We start from the raw sequence: 20391 nt of genomic DNA, 5'->3' as shown, positions 1-20391 counted from the left end.
GGGTTTTCGAGCGACCACGCGCGGTTGTGCGGGCCCGACCCCGGGGGGGGCAGCCGGGAGGGGGGCCCGGGGGCGCAGGCCCGCCGGCGGCCCGACGGAGTGTCTCACTGCGGGTGGGCAGGGCATAACGATCTGTTCTCGGCCGGTGTCTCCCGAGAGTTCGCGAGCGAGGCGTTCGATGGCCCATCGCCCCATCTCGTAGTGAGGCAGCCCGATCGAGGTGAGTCCGGGCAGGAGTGCGTCGGCGACGAGTTCGAAGTTGTCGATGCTCACGACCGAGAGGTCGTTCGGGATGCTGAGGCCGACGGCCTGCGCGGCCTGGTAGGCGCCCATGGCCATCCGATCGTTGAAGCAGAACAGCGCGGTGGGTCGGTCTGGTCGCGCGAGCAGGTCGGCCGCCGCCTCGCGGCCGGGCGCGGTGGTCGCCCCGCTGACCGTGATCAGCGATTCGTCGACCGGGATGCCGTGCTTCGCCATGGTCGCTCTGAAGCCCGCGAGGCGACCGCGCGTCGCCGGAATGTCGTCTTCGTTCGACAGGTAGCCGATTCGGCGGTGTCCCGCCGCGATCAGCTCCTCTACGGCGCTGCGTGCCGCACCCTCTTCATCGGGCACGACAGACGAGATCGCTGGATCGTCGCATGAGGCGTCGAGCAACACGGTCGGCACTCCTCGCAAGCTGCGGGGAACGACGATCTCCTGGTGGTACATGCGCGCGTAGATGATTCCATCGACGCGGTGTTGGAGGAACGCCCCGATGCCCTGGTCTTCGAGCCCGCCGTCGGCATTGGTGTTGAGGATCATCAGCACCCACTCGTTCTCGGCCGCCGCCTCTTGGGCGCCGATCAAAACCTTGCCCGCGTACGGGGTGGTCGAGATCTCGTCGCTGACGAAGCCGATGATCTGCGAGCGCTTGCTGCGCAATCCGCTCGCGAGCCGGTTGGGGGCGTAGTTGAGTTCGGATGCGACGGCCCGGACGTGCTCGCGGGTGGCGGGGCTGATCTGGCCGCCGCCGCTGAGGGAGTGAGAGACCGTGGTCACCGAGACGCCGGCCGCAGCCGCAACATCTCTGATGCCTACTCGCTTGCTCATCATTGAACTCCCAAAACGTTTTTGTAATACGTGTTGGCGATCTTACATAAACGTTTTTGTGGATGTCAATGACCGATCGCGATTCGGCCTCGCCTACTAACCGAGTGTCGTCAATCCATCCTGTCGAACGGCGCAGCGAAGAAGGCGAGCTCGTGCTCGGCCGACCGGACGAACGCGTCCCTCATCGCGGAGCGACCCGCGTCGTCGGCGCGAGCGGCGGCATCCATGACGAAGGCGACGGCCGCCTCGGTCGTCGTGGCGACAGCCTCGTCGGCGTAGGCCTCGATCCACGATCGGTACGGATGTGCCTCGTGCGAGACGGCCAACAGGCGTTCGCCGAGGTCCTGATACAGCCAGAAACACGGCAGGAGCGCGGCGATGAGCGTGGTGTACGACCCGTCGGTGCACCGGGCGAGCAGGTGGTTCAGGTAGGCGGTGGTCGCGTGGTCTGCGCGGGTGCCGGCTAACGCGCCGTCGGCGAGCCACGAATCATGCAACTCGAGTTCGGCGGTGATCGACCCCTCGGCGGCCGCCGCCCAGAACGCCTGCTCGGTCAGGGTGGGCGCCAGCGCGCTCGCGGTCGCCAGGGCCCGGGCGAAATCGCGCAGGTACAGAGCATCCTGGGCGAGGTAGCCGCGGAACGTCTGGTCGTCGAGCGTTCCATCGCCGAGGCCGACCACGAACGGCAGGGTGTCGATCCGCTCGCGCACCGGCCGGATGCCCTCCCACCATTCCGCTCGGATCTCGCCCGCGGTGGGGCGGGTGTCGAGCCCGGCCCGCTGCCACATTCCGGCGAAATGGCTGATCGGTCCGTTGCCGCGGCCGACCTCGAGGTCGGCGCCGCCTCGGATGCTCTCGCTCAGCCACCGCTTCGCCTCGCCGACCGCATGCGCGGCATCGGGCGAGGTCACGAGCCTTGTCGCGAGGGCGGACGAGAGGGAGCACCCGGTTCCGTGGGTGTTCGTGGTCGCGATGCGCGGAGCATCGAACAGGATGGTGAGCACCTCGCCGCCGCGGGCATCGACCAGCGCGTCGGGCGACGTGCCGTGGTCGAGGTGCCCGCCCTTGGCGAGCACCATCACGCCGAGTCGCTTCGACACTCTCGCCGCCTGGGCGACAGTCTCCTCCCAGCTCGTGGCCGGCGGTTCGTCGGCGAGGATCGCCAGCTCGGGAATGTTAGGAGTGACCAGGTGAGCGAGGCGTGCCAGATCGCGCAGCGCACCCTCCGAGTCGGCGCGCAGCAGCCTGTCGCCGCTGGTCGCCACCATCACGGGGTCGAGCACGACGATCGGCGGCGCCACCCGAACCAGCCACTCGCGCACGGCCCCGATCACGTCGATGTCGGCGAGCATCCCGATCTTCACCGCGTCGATCTCGACGTCGTCACTGACCGCATCGAGTTGCTCGCGGAGGAAGGTCACTGGAGGAACATGAACCGAGCGCACTCCGCCCGTGTTCTGCGTGACGAGGGCCGTGACGACCGCCATGCCGTAGCCGCCGTTCGCCGCGATGCTCTTCAGGTCGGCCTGGATTCCGGCGCCTCCGGTGGGGTCGGTGCCCGCGATGCTCAGCACGCGAGGAACGGCGCGGACGGCCTGCGCATTCGCTGCTTCGCTCATCAGGCGTTCCTCCATTCGGTCACGAGTTCCCGAGCGGCGTCGCGGGGGCTGACAGCCGAGCAGATCGCGGAGACGACTGCTGCTCCCGCCGCCCCTGCCCGCCGCAGGGGCGCGATGTCCGCCTGGCCGATGCCGCCGATGGCCACGGCGGGCAGGCGCGTGGATGCGGCCAGCGCCGCGAAGGCGTCGAGCCCCAGGGGCCGGGGCGCGTCGGGCTTCGTGGTCGTCGCGTGCAGCGCCCCGATTCCGACGTAGTCGACGGCGGCGCGGTCGGCCTCGGCCTCGCGCAGCTGCGCGGGCGTCGACGCGCTGAGTCCGAGCACCGCATCGGGGCCGATGAGGTCTCGCGCCAGCGAAGGCGGCAGATCGGACTGCCCGAGATGCACGCCGCCCACCCGCGCGCCGAGCCTGCGGGCGGCGAGAAAGACATCCACCCTGTCGTTGACGATCACGGTCACAGACTCGGGCACCGCATCGGCGACCCCGCAGACCAGGTCGAGGAAATCGCGGGCCGTGCCGTGCTTCTCGCGAAGCTGCACGACGCTCACGCCGCCGGCCACCGCCTCACGCACGACCGACAGAATCGGATGCCCGGCCGCGGCGGCGATGGCGGTGTCGGTCACGAGATAGATCGACAGGTCGAGGCTCATGAGATCCTCGCTCGCGCCGCGACGTGCTCGCCGTCGATCGATGCGAGCGCGTCGAGGAAGGCGACGCCGAAGGTGCCGGGGCCTGCGGACTGCGCCGCGGCCAGCTCGGCGGCGATCGTGTACACCGTGACGGCGGCGACCGTGGCGGCCAGATGGTCGTCGTCGGCCGCCAGGAACGCGGCCATCACGGCGCCGAGTGCGCATCCGCCGCCGGTGATGCGGGTGAGCATCGGGTCGCCGTTGGCGATGCGCACGACCCGGATGCCGTCGGTCAGCAGGTCGACGGCGCCGGAGACGGCGACGACTCCGCCGGTCGATTCGGCGAGCGAGCGCGCGGCGGGCAATGCGGCCTCGACGGAGTCGAGGGCGTCGACCCCGCGCCCGCCCGCACCGCTGCCCGAGAGCGCGATGATCTCGGAGGCGTTGCCGCGCACGACCGAGGGACGCAGCTCGCGCAGCCGGTGAGCGAGGGGCGTGCGCACGGGCAGAGAGCCGATCGCGACAGGGTCGAGCACCCAGGGCGTCGACCCTGCGGCAGCCCCCGCCTGCGCCTCGATCATCGCGTCACGCTGCTCCGGCGTGGGCGTGCCGAGGTTGATCAACAGCCCCGAGGCGACGGTCGCGAACGGTCCGGCCTCGCCGATGATGTCGACCATCGCGGGAGCGGCCCCGATCGCGAGGAGTGCGTTGGCCGTGAAGTTCACGACGACGCTGTTCGTGATGCACTGCACGAGCGGGCTGGTCTGCCGCACCCGGTTCAGGGCATCGATGTTGGACTCGATGAATGGTTCTGACGTGCGCATAAGCGCGACATCCCTTCGCTAGTACGAACTAGATCAGGTTCGACGGGTGTGATCTCAGCCCCGAAGGGGCACCCCGTGTCACGTAATTGCAGTCAGCCTAGCAAGGCCCCTCAGACATGCGCCGCGATGAGTTCGTCGACCCGGGCGTTCAACTCGGCCGAGGTGTAGTCGTGTCCGTCGCGCATCACGAGCGAGATCGAGCTCAGTCCCTCGATCGAGGCCAGCGGGTCGGCATCGAGGAGCAGCAGATCGGCATCCATGCCGGGCGCGACCCGTCCCATACGGTCCGTGCGATCGAGGTACCTCGCCGGCGCGCTGGTCGTGGCTTGCAGAACCTGCAACGGAGTGAGCCCGGCACGGCCCAGCTCGCGGAACTCGATCGCAAAGCTGTTGCCGACACCGCGGCCGTTGCCGTCGGTGCCGGTCATGATCGGCGCTCCCTCGTTCGCCCAGATACCCACCGTCTGAAGAACCCGTTCGTAGTACTCGTGCAGGATGTCGAGGTCGGCTCGCGGTGTGGAGCCGAATGCCTCGACGGCGGCGAGGTGTTCCTCCTTCTCGGCGGCGGGGAGTCGCTGAAGCCACGGGTCCTCGAGAAACTCCGGGTCGTCGAGCACGTACTTGCTCCTGATATTGGCCATCGTCGGCGTGTTCCACGTCTGCTTCTCAACGAAGGTGTGCGCGAGCCGTGCCGCGCGGTCTTCGGAATAGGTCGCGAAGGCGTGCTTCAGGAGGGCGAGCTGGTCGGCATCCGTGGTGCTGGTCGCCGGGCCGAGGAAGTTCTTCTTGAGGAACGTGTCGAACGCCCAGCCGGCGAACGGGATGCCCGTCGCCCACGAGGGGAACGGCAGCTCGGTGGGGGTCTGCGCCCACAGCTCGTCGGCCTTCGACGACAATGTCAGAAAGACGCTCGACCCGGTTCCGAGGTGCTCGAGGCTGTCGAACCCGCTCTCGGCGGCGCGGTCGATGCGCACGACAGGGGGCAGGTGACCCGCGATGCGCATGCCTCTCGTGTGCGCCGCGTCGATGACCGCGAAGAACACCTCGCGGTCGGTCAGCACCATCTTGATGAAGTCGGCTCCCTGGTCCCACTGTCGCGCGATCTCGAGCCGGGCATCCTCGACGGACCTCGCGTTGAAGGGCAGCAGCAGACTGCCCGGCATCTGCAGCAGTCGCGGCGCCTTCTCGTTCAGGCCGAGCCGGTTCTCGGCGCGGTTCGCCAGCAGCTCGGGCGAGCCCTCCATCTGGCGGATGCCGGTGACACCCTGGGCGAGCATCAGGGCGAAGCCGAGTTCGGCGATCGGCGACTGCAGCACGTGCGTGTGCATGTCGTTGTAGCCCGGAACGGCGAATCGGCCGGCGCCGTCGATCACGCGCATGGATGCTTCGGCCGGGATAGACGAGATCGGAAGGACGTCGACGATGCGGCCCTCGCGCACGACGATCGACTGTCCGGCGCGGCGGCTCCCATCGGTCGGGTCGATGACGGTCACGTCGTCGATGCGCACACCATCCGCCGTCGTCACGGCAGTGCGTGCGGAAACCACCGGCGCGGTGGACCGTCGCACTGTCTCATCTGCTGCGATTCCCAGGCCCACGAGTGCGGCTCCCACGCCCGCGCGCTTCAGGAATGTGCGCCGGTTGCTTCCCCGCTTCTTCGTAGTCTCGGGAGCGTGCGGCTCCTGGTCGGCCGGGCTTTCGCGGCTGTTCTCCGCATTCTCCTGGCTCTTTCGTTCGTCCTGTCTATTCACAAATTGATTGTATCCACAGTTTTGATGAAAACATCATGAATGATGACAGGAGTAGATTGTCGTCATGCCATCGACCAGCCCACCCGGCCCGGCCCGGCAGGACCGCCGCAAGGAGCGCACCCGCGCTGCCCTCATCGACGCCGCACAGCAGCTCATAGCCACGGGCGACGACGCGCACGCCAGCATCCAGGCGATCACCGATCTTGCCGATGTGGGCTTCGGCTCGTTCTACAACTACTTCTCGTCGAAAGACGAGCTCTTCGACGCGGCGGCTACGTCGGCTGTCGACGAGTACCTCGGCTGGCTCGACGAGAGCCTGCCCGACGATTCCGACCCTGTGACGCGTCTGATCGAGAGTGTCCGGCACACCGGCCGATTGGCTCTCGAACGACCGCGCACGGCCGCTATTCTCACCAAGCGCCTCGCGCTGATCGATAACGAGGGTGACCCGCGAGGCGAGCGCATCCGGGCCGATGTGAGCGCAGCGATGACGAACGGTGGCACCGTCGCCGACACTCTCGAGTTCGAGATCCTCGTGACCGCCGCCCTCGGCGCGATCCTGGCCGTCCTCAGACGAACGACATCGCTCTCGCCGGCCGAGATATCTGATGCCGCCGACGTGCTGGCCCCGGCGATACTCCGCCTCCTGGGCGTTGAGCCATCGACGGCTGCCCCGTAGGACGGCTGCCCGTAGGACGGCTGCCCCGTAGTCAGTCGCGTCCCGCCCGGCTATTACAGGACGAATCGAAGTTGCGTCGGCGCGTCACAGCTCAGCGACCGGAGTGTCGTCGATACATCCTGTCGAACGAGGAGACGTGTGGTCGTGACCGTCAGGCCAGCATGCGGTCGGCGGTGCGCAGCGACAGCGCCAGCTGCGCCAGGCACGGGTTGGCGCTGAGGGCGCTCGGGAAAGTCGAGTTATCCGAGATCCACAGATTCGGGATGTCGTGGCTGCGGCCGTCGGCGTCGACCACGCCCGTAGACGGGTCGGCGCTCATGCGGCACGTGCCCAGGGTGTGCGCGGTGCGGGCGAGCACCCGCGTCTCCCGCGCTCCCGCCGCCTCGAGGATCCGCGTCATCGTCGACAGAGCGTGGTCTTCGATGGCCTGCTCGTTGGTGCCGGCCGCGAAGGTGACGAGGGCGCGCGGCACGCCCCATTCATCCCGTTCGTCGGTGAGCACGAGCCTGTTGTCCTCCGCCGGCAGACACTCGCCGTTGATCCCGATCCCGGCCGAATAGCGCCACGCATCCATCGCCTGCATCAGCTCGTCGCCCCAGAGCCCTGCGCCGCGCACGAGGGTGTTCGCGTAGTTCAGCGGCATCACGCCGAGGCTCTGCATGAGGTAGCCGCCGGCGAAGTCGACGTCGTCGGGGCGCACGAAGTCTTCGCTGATCAGCGAGGAGGGGTAGCCGCGGTAGCCGCGGATCTGCTCGTCGAAGCGGCCCCACACCTGCACGCCGCCGTGCGCGAGGAAGTTGCGGCCGACCTGGCCCGAGGAGTTCGCGAGCCCCGTGTTCAGCAGCAGGCGCGGGGTCTCGATGCCGCCGCCCGCGAGCACGAGGGCAGCGCAGCGCTGGCGATATTCGACGCCCTCGTGCCGGTAGACCACGGCCTCGACGCGGCCGAGCGAGTCGAGCTCGATGCCGTGCACCATCGATTCGGGGCGGATCTCCGCTCCGGAGGCGACGGCCGCCGGCAGGTACGTGTTCGCGGTCGTGGCCTTCGTTCCGTAGCGCTCGCCCTGATGGATGCTGCCCAGGTTCTGGCTCGCCCGCCGTTCGCCGAAGTGCGGCTGGTCGCGGTCACGGCTCAGGATGGCCGCCGGCGCATCCGTGGCCCGGATGCCGAGCTGTGCGCATCCGGCCGCCATGAGGTCGGCGGGGGCGTTGCGGTCGACGGGAGGCTCGAGGTACTCGCGTTCCGGGTCCCACGGATACGGGGTCGGGCCGGAGACGCCGATGGTGCGCTCGACCTCCACGATGTAGCGGGTGAGTTCGGCGTGGTCGATCGGCCAGTCCTCGCCGACGCCCGTCTCGGTGCGCAGCCGCATGTCGCGCGCGTCGGGGCGCGGCGTGAACGCGCCCCAGTGCAGCGTTCCGCCGCCCACGCCGAAGCCGCTGTTGTTCGTTCCGAACGCGGTGGGGTCGTCGCCGCCCGACAGTCGCTCCGACATCCAGTTGATGCGCGGCGATTCGATCTCGTCGTTCGTGAAACCGTCGGGGTCGGTGTTCGGGCCGGCCTCGAGGGCCACGACCTTCAGTCCGCGCTCGGCGAGGCGCGCGAGAAGCGGACCCCCGCCCGCTCCGGTTCCGACGACGACGACATCGACGATCTCGTCTCGGTCGTACGTGCGCATGCGGCTCAGATCCACGCGGGGTTCTCCTCGACGGTTCGGGTGTTGTTCGGGGTGGGGCTGTCGCGCCCGTCGTCTTGCTCGTCGTCGTCGTACTCGTCGTCATCGTCGGATGCGATGCTTCCGAGCTCGGCCGGCTCCCAGGGGTCGCGCTGGCCGGCCGCGACGGCGACGTAGCCAGCGTCGCCGGTCGCCGCGCCGCTGGTGGCGAAGCCGTCGTAGCCCACGCGGGCGAGAGAGGCCGGATGTGCCAGCCAGATTCGGGTCAGGTCGGCGCGCACATCGTCGATCCAGTGCTGGCGCATCTCGCCGTTCCAGTCGTCGCCGCCGAGTGCCTCGTGGTCGTTCAGTTCGCCCGAGATGAGGCCCGCGATCAGGGCGTCCTGCTCGGCCGCCGCGTTCTGTTCATCCGTGTCGTCGGGCCAGAGGGCGGCGAGGTCGTCGAGTCCGAGGCGGTACGCGGAGGCGTCATCCGGCTGCCCGGCGTTTCGCCACCCGTCTCCGCGCCCTGATGCGAGGTCGTCGTCGACTCGCGCGGCGAGGTCGATGCGTCGACCTTCCGGCTGCGGAACGAGCCGGTCGGCGAGGAGGCGAAGCGTGGCGAGCTGCGCCGCCGAGAGGGCGCGAGGCCGGTAGTCCGGGTCGTCGGCGATCAGCCTGCGCGCGAGAAAGCCGCGCGCCTCGGGCGCCGTGCGGTCGGAGGCGACGAGCCGGCCCCATTCGGGCGTGAGCTGCGGGCTCACCGATACCGTCGCATCCCACAGCCGCACGATCTCGGCCGCCACCTCGGCGGGCCGCTCGTAGGGCAGCAGGTGCCCTGTCTCGGGGAAAGCGACGACGCGGGCCCGCGGGTACAGCTCGGCGACGAGGCCCGGCTGGGCGGATGCGCCGAGGTCGTCGTCGTCTTCGCCGGCCAGAACGACGACGGGAAGGTCGATCGAGCCGAGCTCCTCCGACACGTCTTCCGTGCTGCCATCGGTGAGCCAGCGACGCCACGCGAGCGGCGACATGAGGCGCACCTGGGCGATCGCCGCGCGCTCGTCGTCGTCACTGAGCGGGGTGGCCACGTTCTGCGCCACGAACTCGATCGCGTGCTCCTCGGAGATGAGCCCGTTCTCGGCCCATCCCAGCATCTCGGCGCGCTTGTCGTCGGCCATGGGCTCGGGGGTCGGCGGAGACGGCGCGAGCAGCACGAGCGCGGCGAGGCCGAACACGTTCGCGTCGCCGTTCAGGATGCGATGGGCTGCGACGGCCGCGACCTTGCCGCCCATGCTGTGGGCCGCGATCACGAACGGGCCGCCGTCGGCCTCGGCTTCGATGACCTGAAGCGCGCGGTCGGCGAGCGCCGATACTGAGCCGTTCGGCGCATCCGGAGACCCGCCGTGCCCGGGCAGGTCGATGCCGACAACGCGCAGGCGACCGCCCGCGAGGCTGTCGAGGGCGTCGGCGATCGGAGCGGCGGCTGCCGCGTCGAATCCGAGGCCGGGGAGGAAGAAGACGGTTCCGTCGGCGGCGGTCACGGTGTGACCATGCCCCCGTTGACGTTGAGCGTCTCGCCCGAGACGTAGCTCGACTCGGCCGATGCGAGGAACACGTAGGCGGGCGCCAGCTCGGCCGGCTGGCCGGAGCGCTGGTAGGTGCTCTCGTCGTCGAAGGCCTTCATCTGCTCGTCGGAGACTCCGCCCGACACCTGCAGCGCGGTCCACGTGGGGCCGGGCGCGACGATGTTCACGCGGATGCCGCGGGGAGCGAGCTGCTGCGCCAGACCCTTCGAGAAGTTGTTGATCGCGGCCTTGGTCGACGCGTAGTCGAGGCGGTCGGGGGCCGGCTTGTAGGCCTCGAGCGAGGCGGTGTTGATGATGGTGGCGCCCTCGGGCAGGTGGGGGAGCGCGGCCTTGGTGAGCCAGAAGTTCGCGAACACGTTGGTGCGGAAGGTCTGCTCGAACTGCTCGTCGCTCAGGTCTTCGAGCCGATCGACGGCGATCTGCTTGCCGGCGTTGTTGACGAGGATGTCGAGTCCGCCGAGCACGTTCACGGCCTCGTCGATGATGGCGCGGCACGTGACGGCCTCGCTGATGTCGGCGGCGATCGCGTGGCCCTTCGTGCCGGCCTGCTCGATCAGGCCGACGATGCGATCGGCGTCCTCCCTCTCGGCGGGCAGGTGCACGATGACCACGTCGGCGCCCTCGCGGGCGAAGGCGATCGCCACGGCGCCGCCGATGCCCGAGTCGCCGCCGGTGATCAGTGCCTTGCGGCCCGTGAGTCGGCCGGTGCCTCGGTAGGTCTTCTCGCCGAGATCGGGAACCGGTGTCATCTGCGCCTGCACCCCGGGCTCGGGCTGATGCTGCACGGGCGGTTCGACCCGGTCGTACTGGGTGACCGGGTTCGTGAAGGTGTACTGGTCGCGTTCCGTCATACGATCCACCGTAGGACGGGCGGGTTCTCAGGGCGGGGGCATTGCGCGCCGCTCAGCTTCTGGTAACGGCGGGGTCGCGCCGCAACTCAGGAAGAACCGACTCCCAGCGTGCGGAACTCCCCCATACGGCCCGTTTTTCCTGCGTTGCAGCGGCAGGCGGATCCGTCACCGCGGCGTGCTCACCCCTGGCGGGCTTTGAAGCGCGGGTTGAGCTTGTTGATCACGAACACGCGACCCCGTCTGCGCACGACCTGCGAGCCCGGCATCTTCTTCATGGACCTGATCGAATTGCGTACCTTCACGGCTGCCTCCGGTTGTTATTGAGAACGATTCTCACATACAGTAGCCCACATGACCGACTCCTTCGACCGCAGTTCACTGGCCGGTCTCGCTGTGACCCTGGTGGGCGGCAGCGACCGTCGGGCTGCGCAGCAGATCGCCGCCGTGCTCAGCGGCCGCCCCGCATCGGAGGCCCCCGTCGAGCTCGACGTCGGGGGCGACGACGACGCCTCGTTCGCCGTCGAACTCGCGCACCGACTCGCATCCGACTACGACGACGGGCTCACCGGCAACACCGTCATCGTCGTCGAACCGCACGCCGACATCGTCGAGATCGCCCTGGTGCTCGAGCATATGCTCGACTCCCGGCGCCCCAGGCCTCCCATCGGAATCCGCGACGTCGTGGCGGTGACGTCGGTGCGCGAGATCGGCGAGCTCCTCTTCCACCGCGCGCCCGAGGCCCGGAACGAAGGGGATTTCACTTCGCCGGGGCGTCTGGCGTCCCGCCTCGAGTTCGCCAGCATGATCGTGCTGACAGACGTGCCGGATGCGGCTGCGCCGGCGGACACCCGCCTGGCGCTCGCGTTCCTCGCGCGACTGGCGCCGTCAGCCCTGCTGCTGTCTCCGCTCGACATGGAGCACGCGCGACAGCTGTCGGGGCTGCTGGTGCGCGGACGAGCGCACAGGCTGGGAGCCACGATGGGGTGGCAGCGTGAGATCGCCGACACTGCGCCCGCGCATCCGGTCTCTGATGCCTGCACGACGTTCGTCTTCCGCGACCCGCGACCGTTCCACCCGGGCCGCCTGCACGCGGCCGTGACCGAGAGACTGACTCACGACACCGTCGGATGCGTCGCCCGGTCGCGCGGTTTCGTGCGGCTCGCGACGCGCCCGGCCAGGGTCGGATCGTGGGCGACCGCCGGCGACGTGCTCGACCTCGGACCCACCGACATGCTGAGCTGGCAGCCGGATTCGCCGATCGGCCAGGAGATCGTGTTCTTCGGCCCCGGTCTCGACGGGGAGGCACTCGCGGCGACGCTCGGCGACTGCCTGCTCACGGCAGACGAGCTGGTGGCCGGAGCGGATGCCTGGGCGCACTACTCCGACCCGTTCCCCGAGTGGGTGGTCGAGCATCACCACTGAGCCGAGCCGACGGGGCTCGCTTCAGGCCCCTTGCCCGGCGCGCCTGCTCGCCCGCGCCTCTCGAACGAGGAACCACACGAGGTAGCAGCCTCCGAGTACGACGGTGACGACCCCGACGGGAACCGTCACGGGCAGGGCGTGCTGAGCGATCAGGTCGGAGGCGCTGAGCATGACGGCGCCGAAGAGCGCCGTCGTCAGCAGCGGGATATGGGGCGTGCAGGCGATCCGTCGAGAGATCTGCGGGGCGGCGAGGGCGACGAAGGCCACGGGCCCCGCCACCGTCGTGGCCGCGCAGACGAGAACCACACCGACGGCGAGCATCGTGATGCGTGTCACCGTGATGCGCACCCCTGTGACGACGGCGATGTCGTCGCCGAGACCGAGCTGGTGCAGGGCTCGCGCGTGAAGGGGGATCACGGCGAAGAGGATCCCGACCAGCACGGCTGCGGTGGCGACGCCGCCGACGGTCACGCCGGCGAGCGTGCCCGCACCCCAGGCCGATGCGAAGAGCGCCGTATCGACATCGACCTGCAGAAGGAGCCATGTGCCCACAGCGGCTGCCATCGATGAGATCGCGATTCCCACGACGATGAAGCGGAAACCGCCGATGCCGAGGCCGCGCGCGAGAACGACGATGAGCAGGGCGACGGCGATGCCGCCCACCAGGGCGCCGATGGTGCGTGACTCGATCGACGATCCGGCGGCGATGAGCGCGACGAGCATCCCGACGAAAGCCCCGTTGGAGAGGCCGATCACGTCGGGACTCGCGAGGGGGTTGTGGGTGACGGTCTGAAAGAGGCCTCCGGCAACTCCGAGAGCCGAACCGACGACGATGGCCGCCGCTATGCGGGGCACTCTCCACTCCAGTACGACAGTGGTCGCCAGGTCGCCGGCTGTGCCCGACAGCACCTTCACGAGGTCGCCGAACGGAACGATGAAATCTCCGGTCATCGCGGCGATCGCGGCCAGAACCGCGAGAAGAACGAGAAGGGTCAGGTTCACCGTCGCGGGGCGTAACCGGTGTGGTGATCGACGATTCACAGGCCGGTCACCCGACGGTTCCGACGCACGAGCACGATGAGTACGGGAGCGCCGACGAACGCGGTGACGATGCCGACCGGCATCTCTCCGGGAAGCGCCACGAGTCGCCCGATGATGTCGGAGATGAGCACCAGAATCGGCCCGGTGACGATCGATCCGGCGATGATGCGGCGGTGATCCACTCCCACGACCCACCGGACCACGTGCGGCATCATCAGGCCGACGAATGAGATGGGGCCGGCCACGGCAGTGGCCGTGCCGGCGAGAAGGGTGATCGCGATCACGGCGAGCAGTCGGGTGCGCGGCACGCTCACGCCGTGGCCCGTGGCCACCTCGTCGCCCAGCGCCATGGCGTTGAGCGCGGGTCCGATGGCCATGGCAAGGACGATGCCCACCGCCAGCGGCAGCAGCACCGGGGTGGTCACGTCGAACCCCCGGCCGAGAAGACTGCCGGCCGACCAGCCGAGCATCCGCTCGAACGCATCGGGATTCGTGAGCGTGAGGCCCGTGGTGAGCCCGGAGAGGACGGCACCGACGGCCAGCCCCGCGAAGGTGAGAGTAAGGGGATCGGCCCGACGCGGCCCGGCCGATCCGAGGAGGAAGACCGCCGCCGTCAAGACGAAGGCGCCGGCGTAGGCGAACCATACGTACTGGCTCGGGCTGGTCACGCCCAGGAACACGATGGCGACGGCGACCGCCGCCGCCGCTCCCGCATTGACGCCGAGGATTCCCGGATCGGCGAGCGGATTGCGGGTGACGGCCTGGATGAGTGCCCCCGCGCCGCCGAGGCCGGCTCCGACCACGAGCGCCGCCGCCGACCGCGGCACTCGCTGGTCGAGGAGGATGAAACGCGACTCCTCTGTTCCCCTGCCCGCCAGCGTGTCGAGCAGCACGGACACCGACACCATGTTCGTGCCGATCACCAGGGAGAGAACGAGGAGCAGGGTGACGAGCACGCAGGCTGCCGCTATGAAGAGAGCGAATCGACGGGTCGATTCAGCGGGTGCTCCCGCGGACCGTGCCGAGGGCGGTGCTGTGCGGGCGGTGGCCCCGTCTGCCGCACTCACTGAGCGTCGCGGAGGATGCTTTCGATGTCGTCGAGCACCGCGAGGCCGCCGAGGGGCCCTACTCCCGTGATCCAGTGGGACTGATCGACGAGGTGCACGTTGGGAAACGACGACGAATTGGCGGTGATCGCCTCGGGAATCGTCGACGTGTCGTCGACGTCGGTCGTGGTCACGACCACGAGGTCGGCCTTCGCCTCGAGAACCTTCTCGGGCGACAGATCGACGGAGATGGAGTCCTGCCAGTCTCGTGCCGGGGTGGTGAACCCGACGCACTCGAGGGTGCTGCCCGCGAACGACTCCGGGCCGTAGACCGTCAGCAGACCGTCGCGGGGCCGGATGAGCTGCGCCGTCTCGCCGCTGATCGCGAACTCGTCCTTCACCTCGGCACAACGGTCGTCATAGCCGGCGAGCAGGTCCGCGGCCGCATCCGCTCTGCCGAGGGCTTCGCCCACGAGCGTCACATTGTCCTTCCACGGGTCTGCCTGAGAGGCGAGGAACACGGTGGGAGCAACCGAGGCCAACTGGTCGTACAGGGCCGAGTGGCGCGACTCGGTGCCGATGATGAGGTCGGGGGCGAGGGCGGCGATCTTCTCCAGACTCGGCTCCGTCACCGTGCCGACGCTCTCGATACCGCTCGCGTCCGTGCCGAGATACGAAGGGATTCCCGCGGCCTCGTTCAGGACAGCCGCGCCGACGGGAATGATGCCCAGTGCGACGGAGGTGTCGAGCGCGACCGGTTCGAGCACGACGACGCGCTTCGCCTGGGCCGGCACGTCCGATTCGCCTCGGGCGTGAGTGACAGTGATCGTTCCCTCATCGGCCGAGTCGGTCGCGGCCGGCGTTGTCGATTGGGCTGAGCAGCCGGACAGGGCGAGCGCGGTGATCACGATGCCGGCGAGCACTGCGGCGGGTCGGAGGCGGCGGGCGGCGAAAGGGAACGGCGGCATTGAAGGCCCTCTGGGTCGGCGTACGGATGAACATCGACGACCCTGGCGACCAAGGTTAGGCTACCCTACCTATCTGCTCGCCTCCCGCCCGTCGACTCTCCAGTAGCCCTGACGGTGAATGAGCTCGCGGGGGATTCCTGACTCTGCGACAGCTGTGCCCAGTCCCGAGACGGCGGAACTCTCGGCGGCGATCCATGCGGCGAATCCTGTTCCTGCGACTCGCGCCTCGTGGGCATCCGATGCGGCCCACCGTGCGATGGCCGCGCCGAGAGTCGCGCCGGGTCGACCTCGATCGCGGCTGACGTGCCGAACGGTCACGCCGACCGGCACGTTCTCGATCGGCGGGCACGCATGCACGTCATCTGCCTCGACGATGACGGTTCCTCGCGTGTCGGTGCCGAGGGACGCGACGATTCCGTTGATCGCAGGAATCGCCGTCTCGTCGCCCAGCAGGAGCACGACCGTGGGCGGCTCGGCCGGGCGCCACTGGATGCCGTGCCGCCGGTCGTCTGCTCGAACGTCGGGACCCGACACCAGGATTCGATCGCCGGGAGCCGCGGAGGCCGCCCAGCTGGAGGCAGGCCCTGTCGGGTGATGGATGAAGAAGTCGATGTCGATTTCGCACTCCCCGGGGCGAACGGCGGCCGTCGTGTACGTGCGCGCGAGGTGGTGATCGGCCGGGGGCAACCGCGCGAGCTCGGCTCGCCATTCGGGTGCGGAGATGCCGTCGACCTCCTCGGAGAACCGGCCCCGCCAGGAGCGGTCCTCGGTCGTGGCCCGGTCGCCGCCGTGCGGGAGGATCAGCTTGACGCGCTGGTCCAGGCCCCACGGGGCGAAGTGCCGAAGAGACGGTGCGCCGAGAGTCACGCGCACGAACGTCCGAGTCATCCGGTTGCTGCGGATGACGCGCGTATCGAAGAGACGAGGCGAGAGGGGTGCGGGCGCGGTCGTCATCGGAGGAATACTAGCGACAGATCTCGGGAGGGCAGGGTGCAGAATCCGTCGCCCTCCCTCACGGGATGAGGCGCTGGTCTCGCAGATCCTGGAAGATGCGCAGGAACATCGCCTCGGTGCCGACGTACTCGTGGAACCCGGCGCGACGGGACTTCGAGCTGTCCGAGATGACGTCGTAGTCCCACGCGAACACGAAGTCGCCGAAGGCCCACGACGAGACGTCGGAGTAGGGAGTGGCGACGAGGCCGTGGCACTCGATCATGGCGTTCCACAGGGGCTCCTTGTCGGCCATCACCTCGGTGAGGCTCATCTCGAGCGGGGGAGCAACGTCGAGATCGAAGAACGCGGCGATGCGCGGCCACATCGACGACCACCGGAACATGTCGCCGTTGGTGATGTTGTACGCCTCGTTTCGACCGGACTCGGTGGTCGCCGCCCACACCATGGCCTTGGCGAGCAGGTCGGCATCCGTCATCTCGATGAGGCTCGTGTAGGCGCCGGGCCTGCCCGGGAACCGCAGGGGGATGCGCAGCTCCTTGCTCATCGAGGCGTAAACGGCGATCACCATGGCGAGGTTCATCGGGTTTCCGAGGCCGACGCCGGCGACGACGGATGGGCGCAGGGCCGACCAGGTCCAGCTCGCGCCGGCCTGTCGGCGTTCGAGGAACTGCTGCTGGTCGACGTTGAACTCGGGAGGCATGTGCGGCGGATCGGACTCCTTGGCCGGCGTCGCGAAGGGGCCGAGATGGGCCCCGTAGACCTTGTAGCCCTGCATCAGGCCGATGTGTTCGAGCTCAGGGGCGACGGGCTCGATGGCGTCGACCACGTTCGTGAGCATGGCGAGGTTCGGCGGCACGAGCTCGGCCCAGGTGGGTCGGTCCTGGTAGGCGGCATAGAACACGTGGGTCACGTCTGACAGCCCCCGCAGCGAGTCGACGGTCGCCTCGCTGTCGAGCAGGTCGACCGCGATGTGGCGCACCCGCCCGCGATCCTGGCCGCCCCGGCGTGAGAGACCGACGATGTTCCACTCGCCGAGGGATCCCAGGTAATCGATGAGATTGCCTCCGATCACGCCGCGCGCTCCGACTACCAGGGCCGTCTTCTGTGTCATGGTTTCTCCATCGTTAGATCGCAATTTACCGATCTAAGATCTATCACATCATCGGTAAATACCGATATTGCGATATGGTGGGAGAATGAGCGAGACGCAGGAGCCCGATCTCGTGGCGGTGTTCAAGGCCCTCGGCCATCCGACCCGCCTCGCGATCATGGGGTGGTTGAAGGAGCCGGAGTCGTTCCCGCCGCAAGACGTGCCTGCAGCCGAGGTGGGGGTGTGCCTCAAGCACATCCAGGCCAGGGCCGAGGTCTCGCAGTCGACCGCGTCGCAGTTCATGGCCACTCTGCAGCGCGCCGGCCTGGTGACCTGCACCCGCATCGGGCAGTGGTCGCACTACAGCCGCAACGAGAAGGCGATCGAGGCGCTCGGCACGAAGGTCTCGCTCAGCGTCTGAGATTCACGGGGCGGCGAGGAATCGGCCGCGCTCCTCGATGAGGCGCCGCATGTACCGGGCGAGCACGAACCTCTCGACAGCCCGACCAAGAGGTCCGAACGGCGCGTCGAAGCGAACGCGGTCGATCATCACCGAGCCGAATTCCGTCGCCTCGAAGCGGTGCTCGTGGTGAAAGGTCGTGAAGGGGCCGCGAATCTGCTCGTCGACGAAACGATGGGGCGGTTCGAACTCCGTGACCCGGCTCGTCAGCGTGAACGGCAGCCCGAAATGCCGGGCCTTCCAAGTGACGTTCTGGTGCAGTCCGATGAGCCCCCCGGTCACGCCTGCGACGGCCTTCTCGCCGGCGTCGGCCTGGGACCGGGTATGGGTGTCGATGTTCCTCGCGAGATCGAACATCTGCTCGACAGACTTGCTCGAGGTCGTCACGCAGTCGAATTCGGCAGTCACGCGGCGTTCTCGATGAGCTGCAGTTGCGTTCCGTCGAGGTCGATGAGGAAGCCCGCTCGATGTCCCCAGGGCTGCAGGTGCACGGGATGCAGTCGCGGATGCCCCACGGACTTCTCCTCGACGCCGGACTGTGCGATCTGGCGGTACAGCTCGTCGACGTCGTCGACGCGCACGCTGCACATGAACGAACTCTCCTCCGGCACGAGGTCGGGGAACGGAAAGAACTCCAGCTGGAGCTCGCCGCGGCGCAGGCTGAGCCAGTCGTCGCCACGGTAGCTCGGCTCGAATCCGAAGCCGCCGTAGAACGAGACCGTCGCGTCGAAGTCACGAGACGGCAGATTGGGAATAGCGCGATCGGCCATACGGCCAAAGTAGTACTCCGATCGCGGCCGCGACAGAACGTCGTCTCGATTCGACTCCCGCAGCCCACTCGATAGGGTCGAAGGAGGGTACGCAGATCGCGGCCCGTCTGGCGGGGAGCTCGATGACTCAGTGGCGGTGGCGTTACGCCCTCTGGTATCTGCTCGCTCTGCCGGCGATCTGGCCCCTGGCCGCCTTCGCGGGATGGGCGGCCGAGAACTTTTCGCACAGTGCCTCTCCGCCCGACTTTCCGTTCGAGGTGGATCTTCTCCTGGGTGCACTCGTAGTCGTGCCCCTGGTGATCGGACTGTACATCGCCGAGGCGCGAGCCGCTCGGCGCTTCGCGGCGATACGCGCTCAGTTTCCTCGAGCCGTCGTGATGGAGTTCGGGGTCTCCCGAGAACTCCGCGCCTCGCTGCAGCAGGCGCTGGGCCGGCGACTCGCGGGCCCCGTCGTCGCGTCGATGGTGGTCGTCGTCTCCGAGACCGCCATCGGTCTGCACCGCAGGGCCGACCCGACGAGGCCGGAGCTCGTTCTGCGCTGGGGCTCGATCGGACGTGTCGCCGTCGTGCGCAAACGACGCGCCCTCGCGCTCGTGGTCGAGATCCTCCGCCCGAACGACACGACGGGCGAATCCCTGATCCTCGACCTGCCGATGCCGCTCCTGCACTCGCCGAGCCTGCGCGGCTACGACAGCCAGCGGGCCGTTCTCGAGTCGGCTCTCGACGGCATCGAGTCGTGGCGCGAGCACCGTTTCGTCGCGAGTGAGACCAGCGGGTCCGCCTCGTGACCACCCTCCCGCCGTTCCCGCGCGCAGGCAAGAAGAAGCCCTTCCCCGTCTGGGGAATCTGGCTCATCTTCGGCATCATGCTGCTCCCCGGCATCATCACCCTCTACGTCTTCGGCCTCGCCAAAGACACTGCGGCGAGCGGCGTCGACTTCCAACGCGACGCGGTGGGCCGCAGTGTCGTCCTCACGGGAACGCTCTCCGAGGTCGACACCACATCGGGCCTGCCCAAGACCACCGGCTACTACGAGGTCGCTGTTCCGGATGCCGACGGCGGGCCCGGAACGACCGTCACCTTTGCAGGCGGCGAGCACTGGGGCTTCCCGCCCTCGTCCGACTACCCGGCCGAGCAGTCGTTCCTGGTCATCACCGACGACCCGCCGCGGTCGGTGAAGCATGGCCCGGTAGGCAGCATCCAGCCCGTCACCGAAGAGTCGGTGCAGGATGCCGAGAACGGCTTCGCGCTCGCGCAGACCGTATGGGTGGTCGGCATCGTCGGGTTCTGGATGCTGGCGCTGGGCCTGCCCGCGCTGGCCGTCACGCTCTCTGTGCGCAAGCGCCGCGGGCGCGGAGCGGCTGTGCCTCGCGTCTAGGCCGGCCGACGCTGCGTAAGGTGCTGGCATGACTTCTCCGCAGGCGCTCAGCGAAAAAGACCGGCGACTCGTGGCCGCCTGGGCGGCGGACTGTGCCGAGAGGGTGCTCCATGTCTTCGAAGCGGAGGCTCCTGACGACGACCGTGCCCGGGATGCGATCGCCCGGACCCGTGCGTTCGCCGACGGTCAGCTCGATGCCGCGGGCGAGATCCGTCGTCGTTTCGTCGCCAACCGGGCAGCTCAGGTGGTCAGCTCGCCCGCGGCGAAGGCTGCCGCCTGGGCAGCGGGACAGGCATCGGGCGTCGCTCACATGGGAGCGCACGCGTTGGGGGCGGCGGCCTACGCGGCGAAGGCCGCAGAGCTGGATGCGCCCGGCGTCGGCGGCTCGGCCGAGATCGATTGGCAGCTCGATCATCTCACCGAGCCGGTCCGCGAAGCCCTGAGGCTCCTGCCACCGCTCGGCACTGACTCCTCGGGACCGCTCGGCGCGGGACTCTTGGCGTCCGGAGCCCTCGGGGCGAACATCCGACTGCTCCAGGCAGGTCTTTAACATCCGGCTTCGGTGCGGAACGCGCCGATC

The 20391-nt window shown here is 68.8% G+C and carries 22 protein-coding genes and 1 riboswitch; of the genes, 6 read left to right on the top strand and 16 right to left on the bottom strand.

The window, feature by feature from the left end; translation table 11 throughout:
• From QCD70_RS11430 to QCD70_RS11410, 5 genes are all read right to left on the bottom strand, one after another.
• On the bottom strand, window positions 1-1089 hold a 1089-nt coding region (locus QCD70_RS11430), incomplete at its 3' end, for a LacI family DNA-binding transcriptional regulator (RefSeq protein WP_301216270.1).
• A 110-nt stretch (window positions 1090-1199) separates the two neighbouring features.
• A complete protein-coding gene (locus QCD70_RS11425) occupies window positions 1200-2708 on the bottom strand; it encodes a bifunctional hydroxymethylpyrimidine kinase/phosphomethylpyrimidine kinase (protein ID WP_301216268.1) in 1509 nt (502 codons plus the stop codon).
• On the bottom strand, window positions 2708-3358 hold the full coding sequence (gene thiE / locus QCD70_RS11420; protein WP_301216266.1) for a thiamine phosphate synthase: 651 nt from the start codon (window positions 3356-3358) through the stop codon (window positions 2708-2710). The genes QCD70_RS11425 and thiE overlap by 1 nt, the downstream gene beginning before the upstream one ends.
• Window positions 3355-4161 carry a hydroxyethylthiazole kinase gene (gene thiM / locus QCD70_RS11415; protein WP_301216263.1) on the bottom strand — a complete coding sequence of 269 codons (807 nt, stop codon included), beginning with the start codon at window positions 4159-4161 and terminating at the stop codon, window positions 3355-3357. Before thiM ends, thiE begins: the two co-directional genes overlap by 4 nt.
• Window positions 4155-4247, bottom strand: a riboswitch (TPP riboswitch). It overlaps the preceding gene by 7 nt.
• Before the next feature lie 24 nt (window positions 4248-4271).
• A complete protein-coding gene (locus QCD70_RS11410; RefSeq protein WP_301216261.1) occupies window positions 4272-5912 on the bottom strand; it encodes an amidohydrolase family protein in 1641 nt (546 codons plus the stop codon).
• Between the two features lie 64 nt (window positions 5913-5976).
• Here QCD70_RS11410 and QCD70_RS11405 point away from each other — a divergent pair, with 64 nt between their 5' ends.
• Window positions 5977-6591 (top strand): TetR/AcrR family transcriptional regulator, encoded by a 615-nt coding sequence (locus QCD70_RS11405; protein ID WP_301216259.1) that lies wholly within the window; start codon window positions 5977-5979, stop codon window positions 6589-6591.
• A 151-nt stretch (window positions 6592-6742) separates the two neighbouring features.
• Here the strand turns inward: QCD70_RS11405 and QCD70_RS11400 are convergent, their stop codons facing one another.
• From QCD70_RS11400 to ykgO, 4 genes are all read right to left on the bottom strand, one after another.
• A complete protein-coding gene (locus tag QCD70_RS11400; protein ID WP_301216257.1) occupies window positions 6743-8284 on the bottom strand; it encodes a GMC family oxidoreductase in 1542 nt (513 codons plus the stop codon).
• Window positions 8275-9786, bottom strand: coding sequence for an alpha/beta hydrolase (locus tag QCD70_RS11395; RefSeq protein ID WP_301216255.1), 1512 nt, complete (start codon window positions 9784-9786; stop codon window positions 8275-8277). The genes QCD70_RS11400 and QCD70_RS11395 overlap by 10 nt, the downstream gene beginning before the upstream one ends.
• The gene (locus QCD70_RS11390) at window positions 9783-10682 is read right to left on the bottom strand and encodes an SDR family oxidoreductase (protein WP_301216253.1); all 900 of its coding nucleotides are present in this window, start codon (window positions 10680-10682) and stop codon (window positions 9783-9785) included. Before QCD70_RS11390 ends, QCD70_RS11395 begins: the two co-directional genes overlap by 4 nt.
• A 179-nt stretch (window positions 10683-10861) precedes the next feature.
• On the bottom strand, window positions 10862-10984 hold the full coding sequence (gene ykgO, locus QCD70_RS11385; RefSeq protein ID WP_301216251.1) for a type B 50S ribosomal protein L36: 123 nt from the start codon (window positions 10982-10984) through the stop codon (window positions 10862-10864).
• A 49-nt stretch (window positions 10985-11033) separates the two neighbouring features.
• Here ykgO and QCD70_RS11380 point away from each other — a divergent pair, with 49 nt between their 5' ends.
• Window positions 11034-12104 (top strand): GTP-binding protein, encoded by a 1071-nt coding sequence (locus QCD70_RS11380; protein WP_301216249.1) that lies wholly within the window; start codon window positions 11034-11036, stop codon window positions 12102-12104.
• A 21-nt stretch (window positions 12105-12125) separates the two neighbouring features.
• Here the strand turns inward: QCD70_RS11380 and QCD70_RS11375 are convergent, their stop codons facing one another.
• The 5 genes from QCD70_RS11375 to QCD70_RS11355 form a co-directional block, all read right to left on the bottom strand.
• A complete protein-coding gene (locus QCD70_RS11375; RefSeq protein WP_301216247.1) occupies window positions 12126-13106 on the bottom strand; it encodes a FecCD family ABC transporter permease in 981 nt (326 codons plus the stop codon).
• A 35-nt stretch (window positions 13107-13141) separates the two neighbouring features.
• Window positions 13142-14101: an iron chelate uptake ABC transporter family permease subunit gene (locus QCD70_RS11370; RefSeq protein WP_301216245.1), complete on the bottom strand. Its 960-nt coding sequence runs from the start codon at window positions 14099-14101 to the stop codon at window positions 13142-13144.
• A gap of 107 nt (window positions 14102-14208) precedes the next feature.
• Window positions 14209-15159 carry an ABC transporter substrate-binding protein gene (locus QCD70_RS11365; protein WP_301216243.1) on the bottom strand — a complete coding sequence of 317 codons (951 nt, stop codon included), beginning with the start codon at window positions 15157-15159 and terminating at the stop codon, window positions 14209-14211.
• Window positions 15160-15228: 69 nt separating this feature from the next.
• Window positions 15229-16113 (bottom strand): siderophore-interacting protein, encoded by an 885-nt coding sequence (locus tag QCD70_RS11360; protein WP_301216241.1) that lies wholly within the window; start codon window positions 16111-16113, stop codon window positions 15229-15231.
• Between the two features lie 58 nt (window positions 16114-16171).
• Window positions 16172-17224, bottom strand: coding sequence for an SDR family oxidoreductase (locus QCD70_RS11355; protein ID WP_301216239.1), 1053 nt, complete (start codon window positions 17222-17224; stop codon window positions 16172-16174).
• Between the two features lie 85 nt (window positions 17225-17309).
• Here QCD70_RS11355 and QCD70_RS11350 point away from each other — a divergent pair, with 85 nt between their 5' ends.
• Entirely contained in the window at window positions 17310-17624 is a 315-nt protein-coding gene (locus QCD70_RS11350; RefSeq protein WP_301216237.1) for an ArsR/SmtB family transcription factor, read from the top strand.
• Between the two features lie 3 nt (window positions 17625-17627).
• Here QCD70_RS11350 and QCD70_RS11345 read toward each other — a convergent pair whose 3' ends face one another.
• Together QCD70_RS11345 and QCD70_RS11340 are read right to left on the bottom strand one after the other, a co-directional pair.
• Window positions 17628-18071, bottom strand: a complete 444-nt coding sequence (locus tag QCD70_RS11345; protein WP_301216236.1) for an SRPBCC family protein — start codon at window positions 18069-18071, stop codon at window positions 17628-17630.
• Complete coding sequence (locus tag QCD70_RS11340) at window positions 18068-18433, bottom strand: bleomycin resistance protein (protein WP_301216234.1); 366 nt, start codon at window positions 18431-18433, stop codon at window positions 18068-18070. The genes QCD70_RS11345 and QCD70_RS11340 overlap by 4 nt, the downstream gene beginning before the upstream one ends.
• A gap of 122 nt (window positions 18434-18555) precedes the next feature.
• On the opposite strand from QCD70_RS11340, the gene QCD70_RS11335 reads away from it, so the two are divergent.
• Genes QCD70_RS11335 through QCD70_RS11325 form a run of 3 tightly spaced genes read left to right on the top strand, consistent with a single transcriptional unit; the run spans window position 18556 to window position 20361 of the window.
• The gene (locus QCD70_RS11335) at window positions 18556-19221 is read left to right on the top strand and encodes a hypothetical protein (RefSeq protein WP_301216232.1); all 666 of its coding nucleotides are present in this window, start codon (window positions 18556-18558) and stop codon (window positions 19219-19221) included.
• Window positions 19218-19811, top strand: a complete 594-nt coding sequence (locus QCD70_RS11330; RefSeq protein ID WP_301216230.1) for a hypothetical protein — start codon at window positions 19218-19220, stop codon at window positions 19809-19811. Before QCD70_RS11335 ends, QCD70_RS11330 begins: the two co-directional genes overlap by 4 nt.
• A 28-nt stretch (window positions 19812-19839) precedes the next feature.
• Window positions 19840-20361 (top strand): putative immunity protein, encoded by a 522-nt coding sequence (locus tag QCD70_RS11325; protein ID WP_301216228.1) that lies wholly within the window; start codon window positions 19840-19842, stop codon window positions 20359-20361.
• Window positions 20362-20391 lie beyond the last annotated feature (30 nt).

This window comes from Agreia sp. PsM10 (assembly GCF_030433855.1).
GTDB lineage: Bacteria > Actinomycetota > Actinomycetes > Actinomycetales > Microbacteriaceae > Agreia.
The sequence above is the reverse complement of the archived record's forward strand: the minus strand, read 5'-3'. Positions and strand labels throughout refer to the sequence as shown.

Coding starts and splice junctions, on each gene's coding strand:
- QCD70_RS11355 (WP_301216239.1), bottom strand. CDS start 17,224: ATGACACAGAAGACGGCCCTGGTAGTCGGAGCGCGCGGCGTGATCGGA.
- QCD70_RS11340 (WP_301216234.1), bottom strand. CDS start 18,433: ATGGCCGATCGCGCTATTCCCAATCTGCCGTCTCGTGACTTCGACGCG.
- thiE (WP_301216266.1), bottom strand. CDS start 3,358: ATGAGCCTCGACCTGTCGATCTATCTCGTGACCGACACCGCCATCGCC.
- QCD70_RS11335 (WP_301216232.1), top strand. CDS start 18,556: ATGACTCAGTGGCGGTGGCGTTACGCCCTCTGGTATCTGCTCGCTCTG.
- QCD70_RS11350 (WP_301216237.1), top strand. CDS start 17,310: ATGAGCGAGACGCAGGAGCCCGATCTCGTGGCGGTGTTCAAGGCCCTC.
- QCD70_RS11365 (WP_301216243.1), bottom strand. CDS start 15,159: ATGCCGCCGTTCCCTTTCGCCGCCCGCCGCCTCCGACCCGCCGCAGTG.
- QCD70_RS11380 (WP_301216249.1), top strand. CDS start 11,034: ATGACCGACTCCTTCGACCGCAGTTCACTGGCCGGTCTCGCTGTGACC.
- QCD70_RS11425 (WP_301216268.1), bottom strand. CDS start 2,708: ATGAGCGAAGCAGCGAATGCGCAGGCCGTCCGCGCCGTTCCTCGCGTG.
- QCD70_RS11390 (WP_301216253.1), bottom strand. CDS start 10,682: ATGACGGAACGCGACCAGTACACCTTCACGAACCCGGTCACCCAGTAC.
- QCD70_RS11325 (WP_301216228.1), top strand. CDS start 19,840: ATGACTTCTCCGCAGGCGCTCAGCGAAAAAGACCGGCGACTCGTGGCC.
- QCD70_RS11405 (WP_301216259.1), top strand. CDS start 5,977: ATGCCATCGACCAGCCCACCCGGCCCGGCCCGGCAGGACCGCCGCAAG.
- QCD70_RS11360 (WP_301216241.1), bottom strand. CDS start 16,113: ATGACGACCGCGCCCGCACCCCTCTCGCCTCGTCTCTTCGATACGCGC.
- thiM (WP_301216263.1), bottom strand. CDS start 4,161: ATGCGCACGTCAGAACCATTCATCGAGTCCAACATCGATGCCCTGAAC.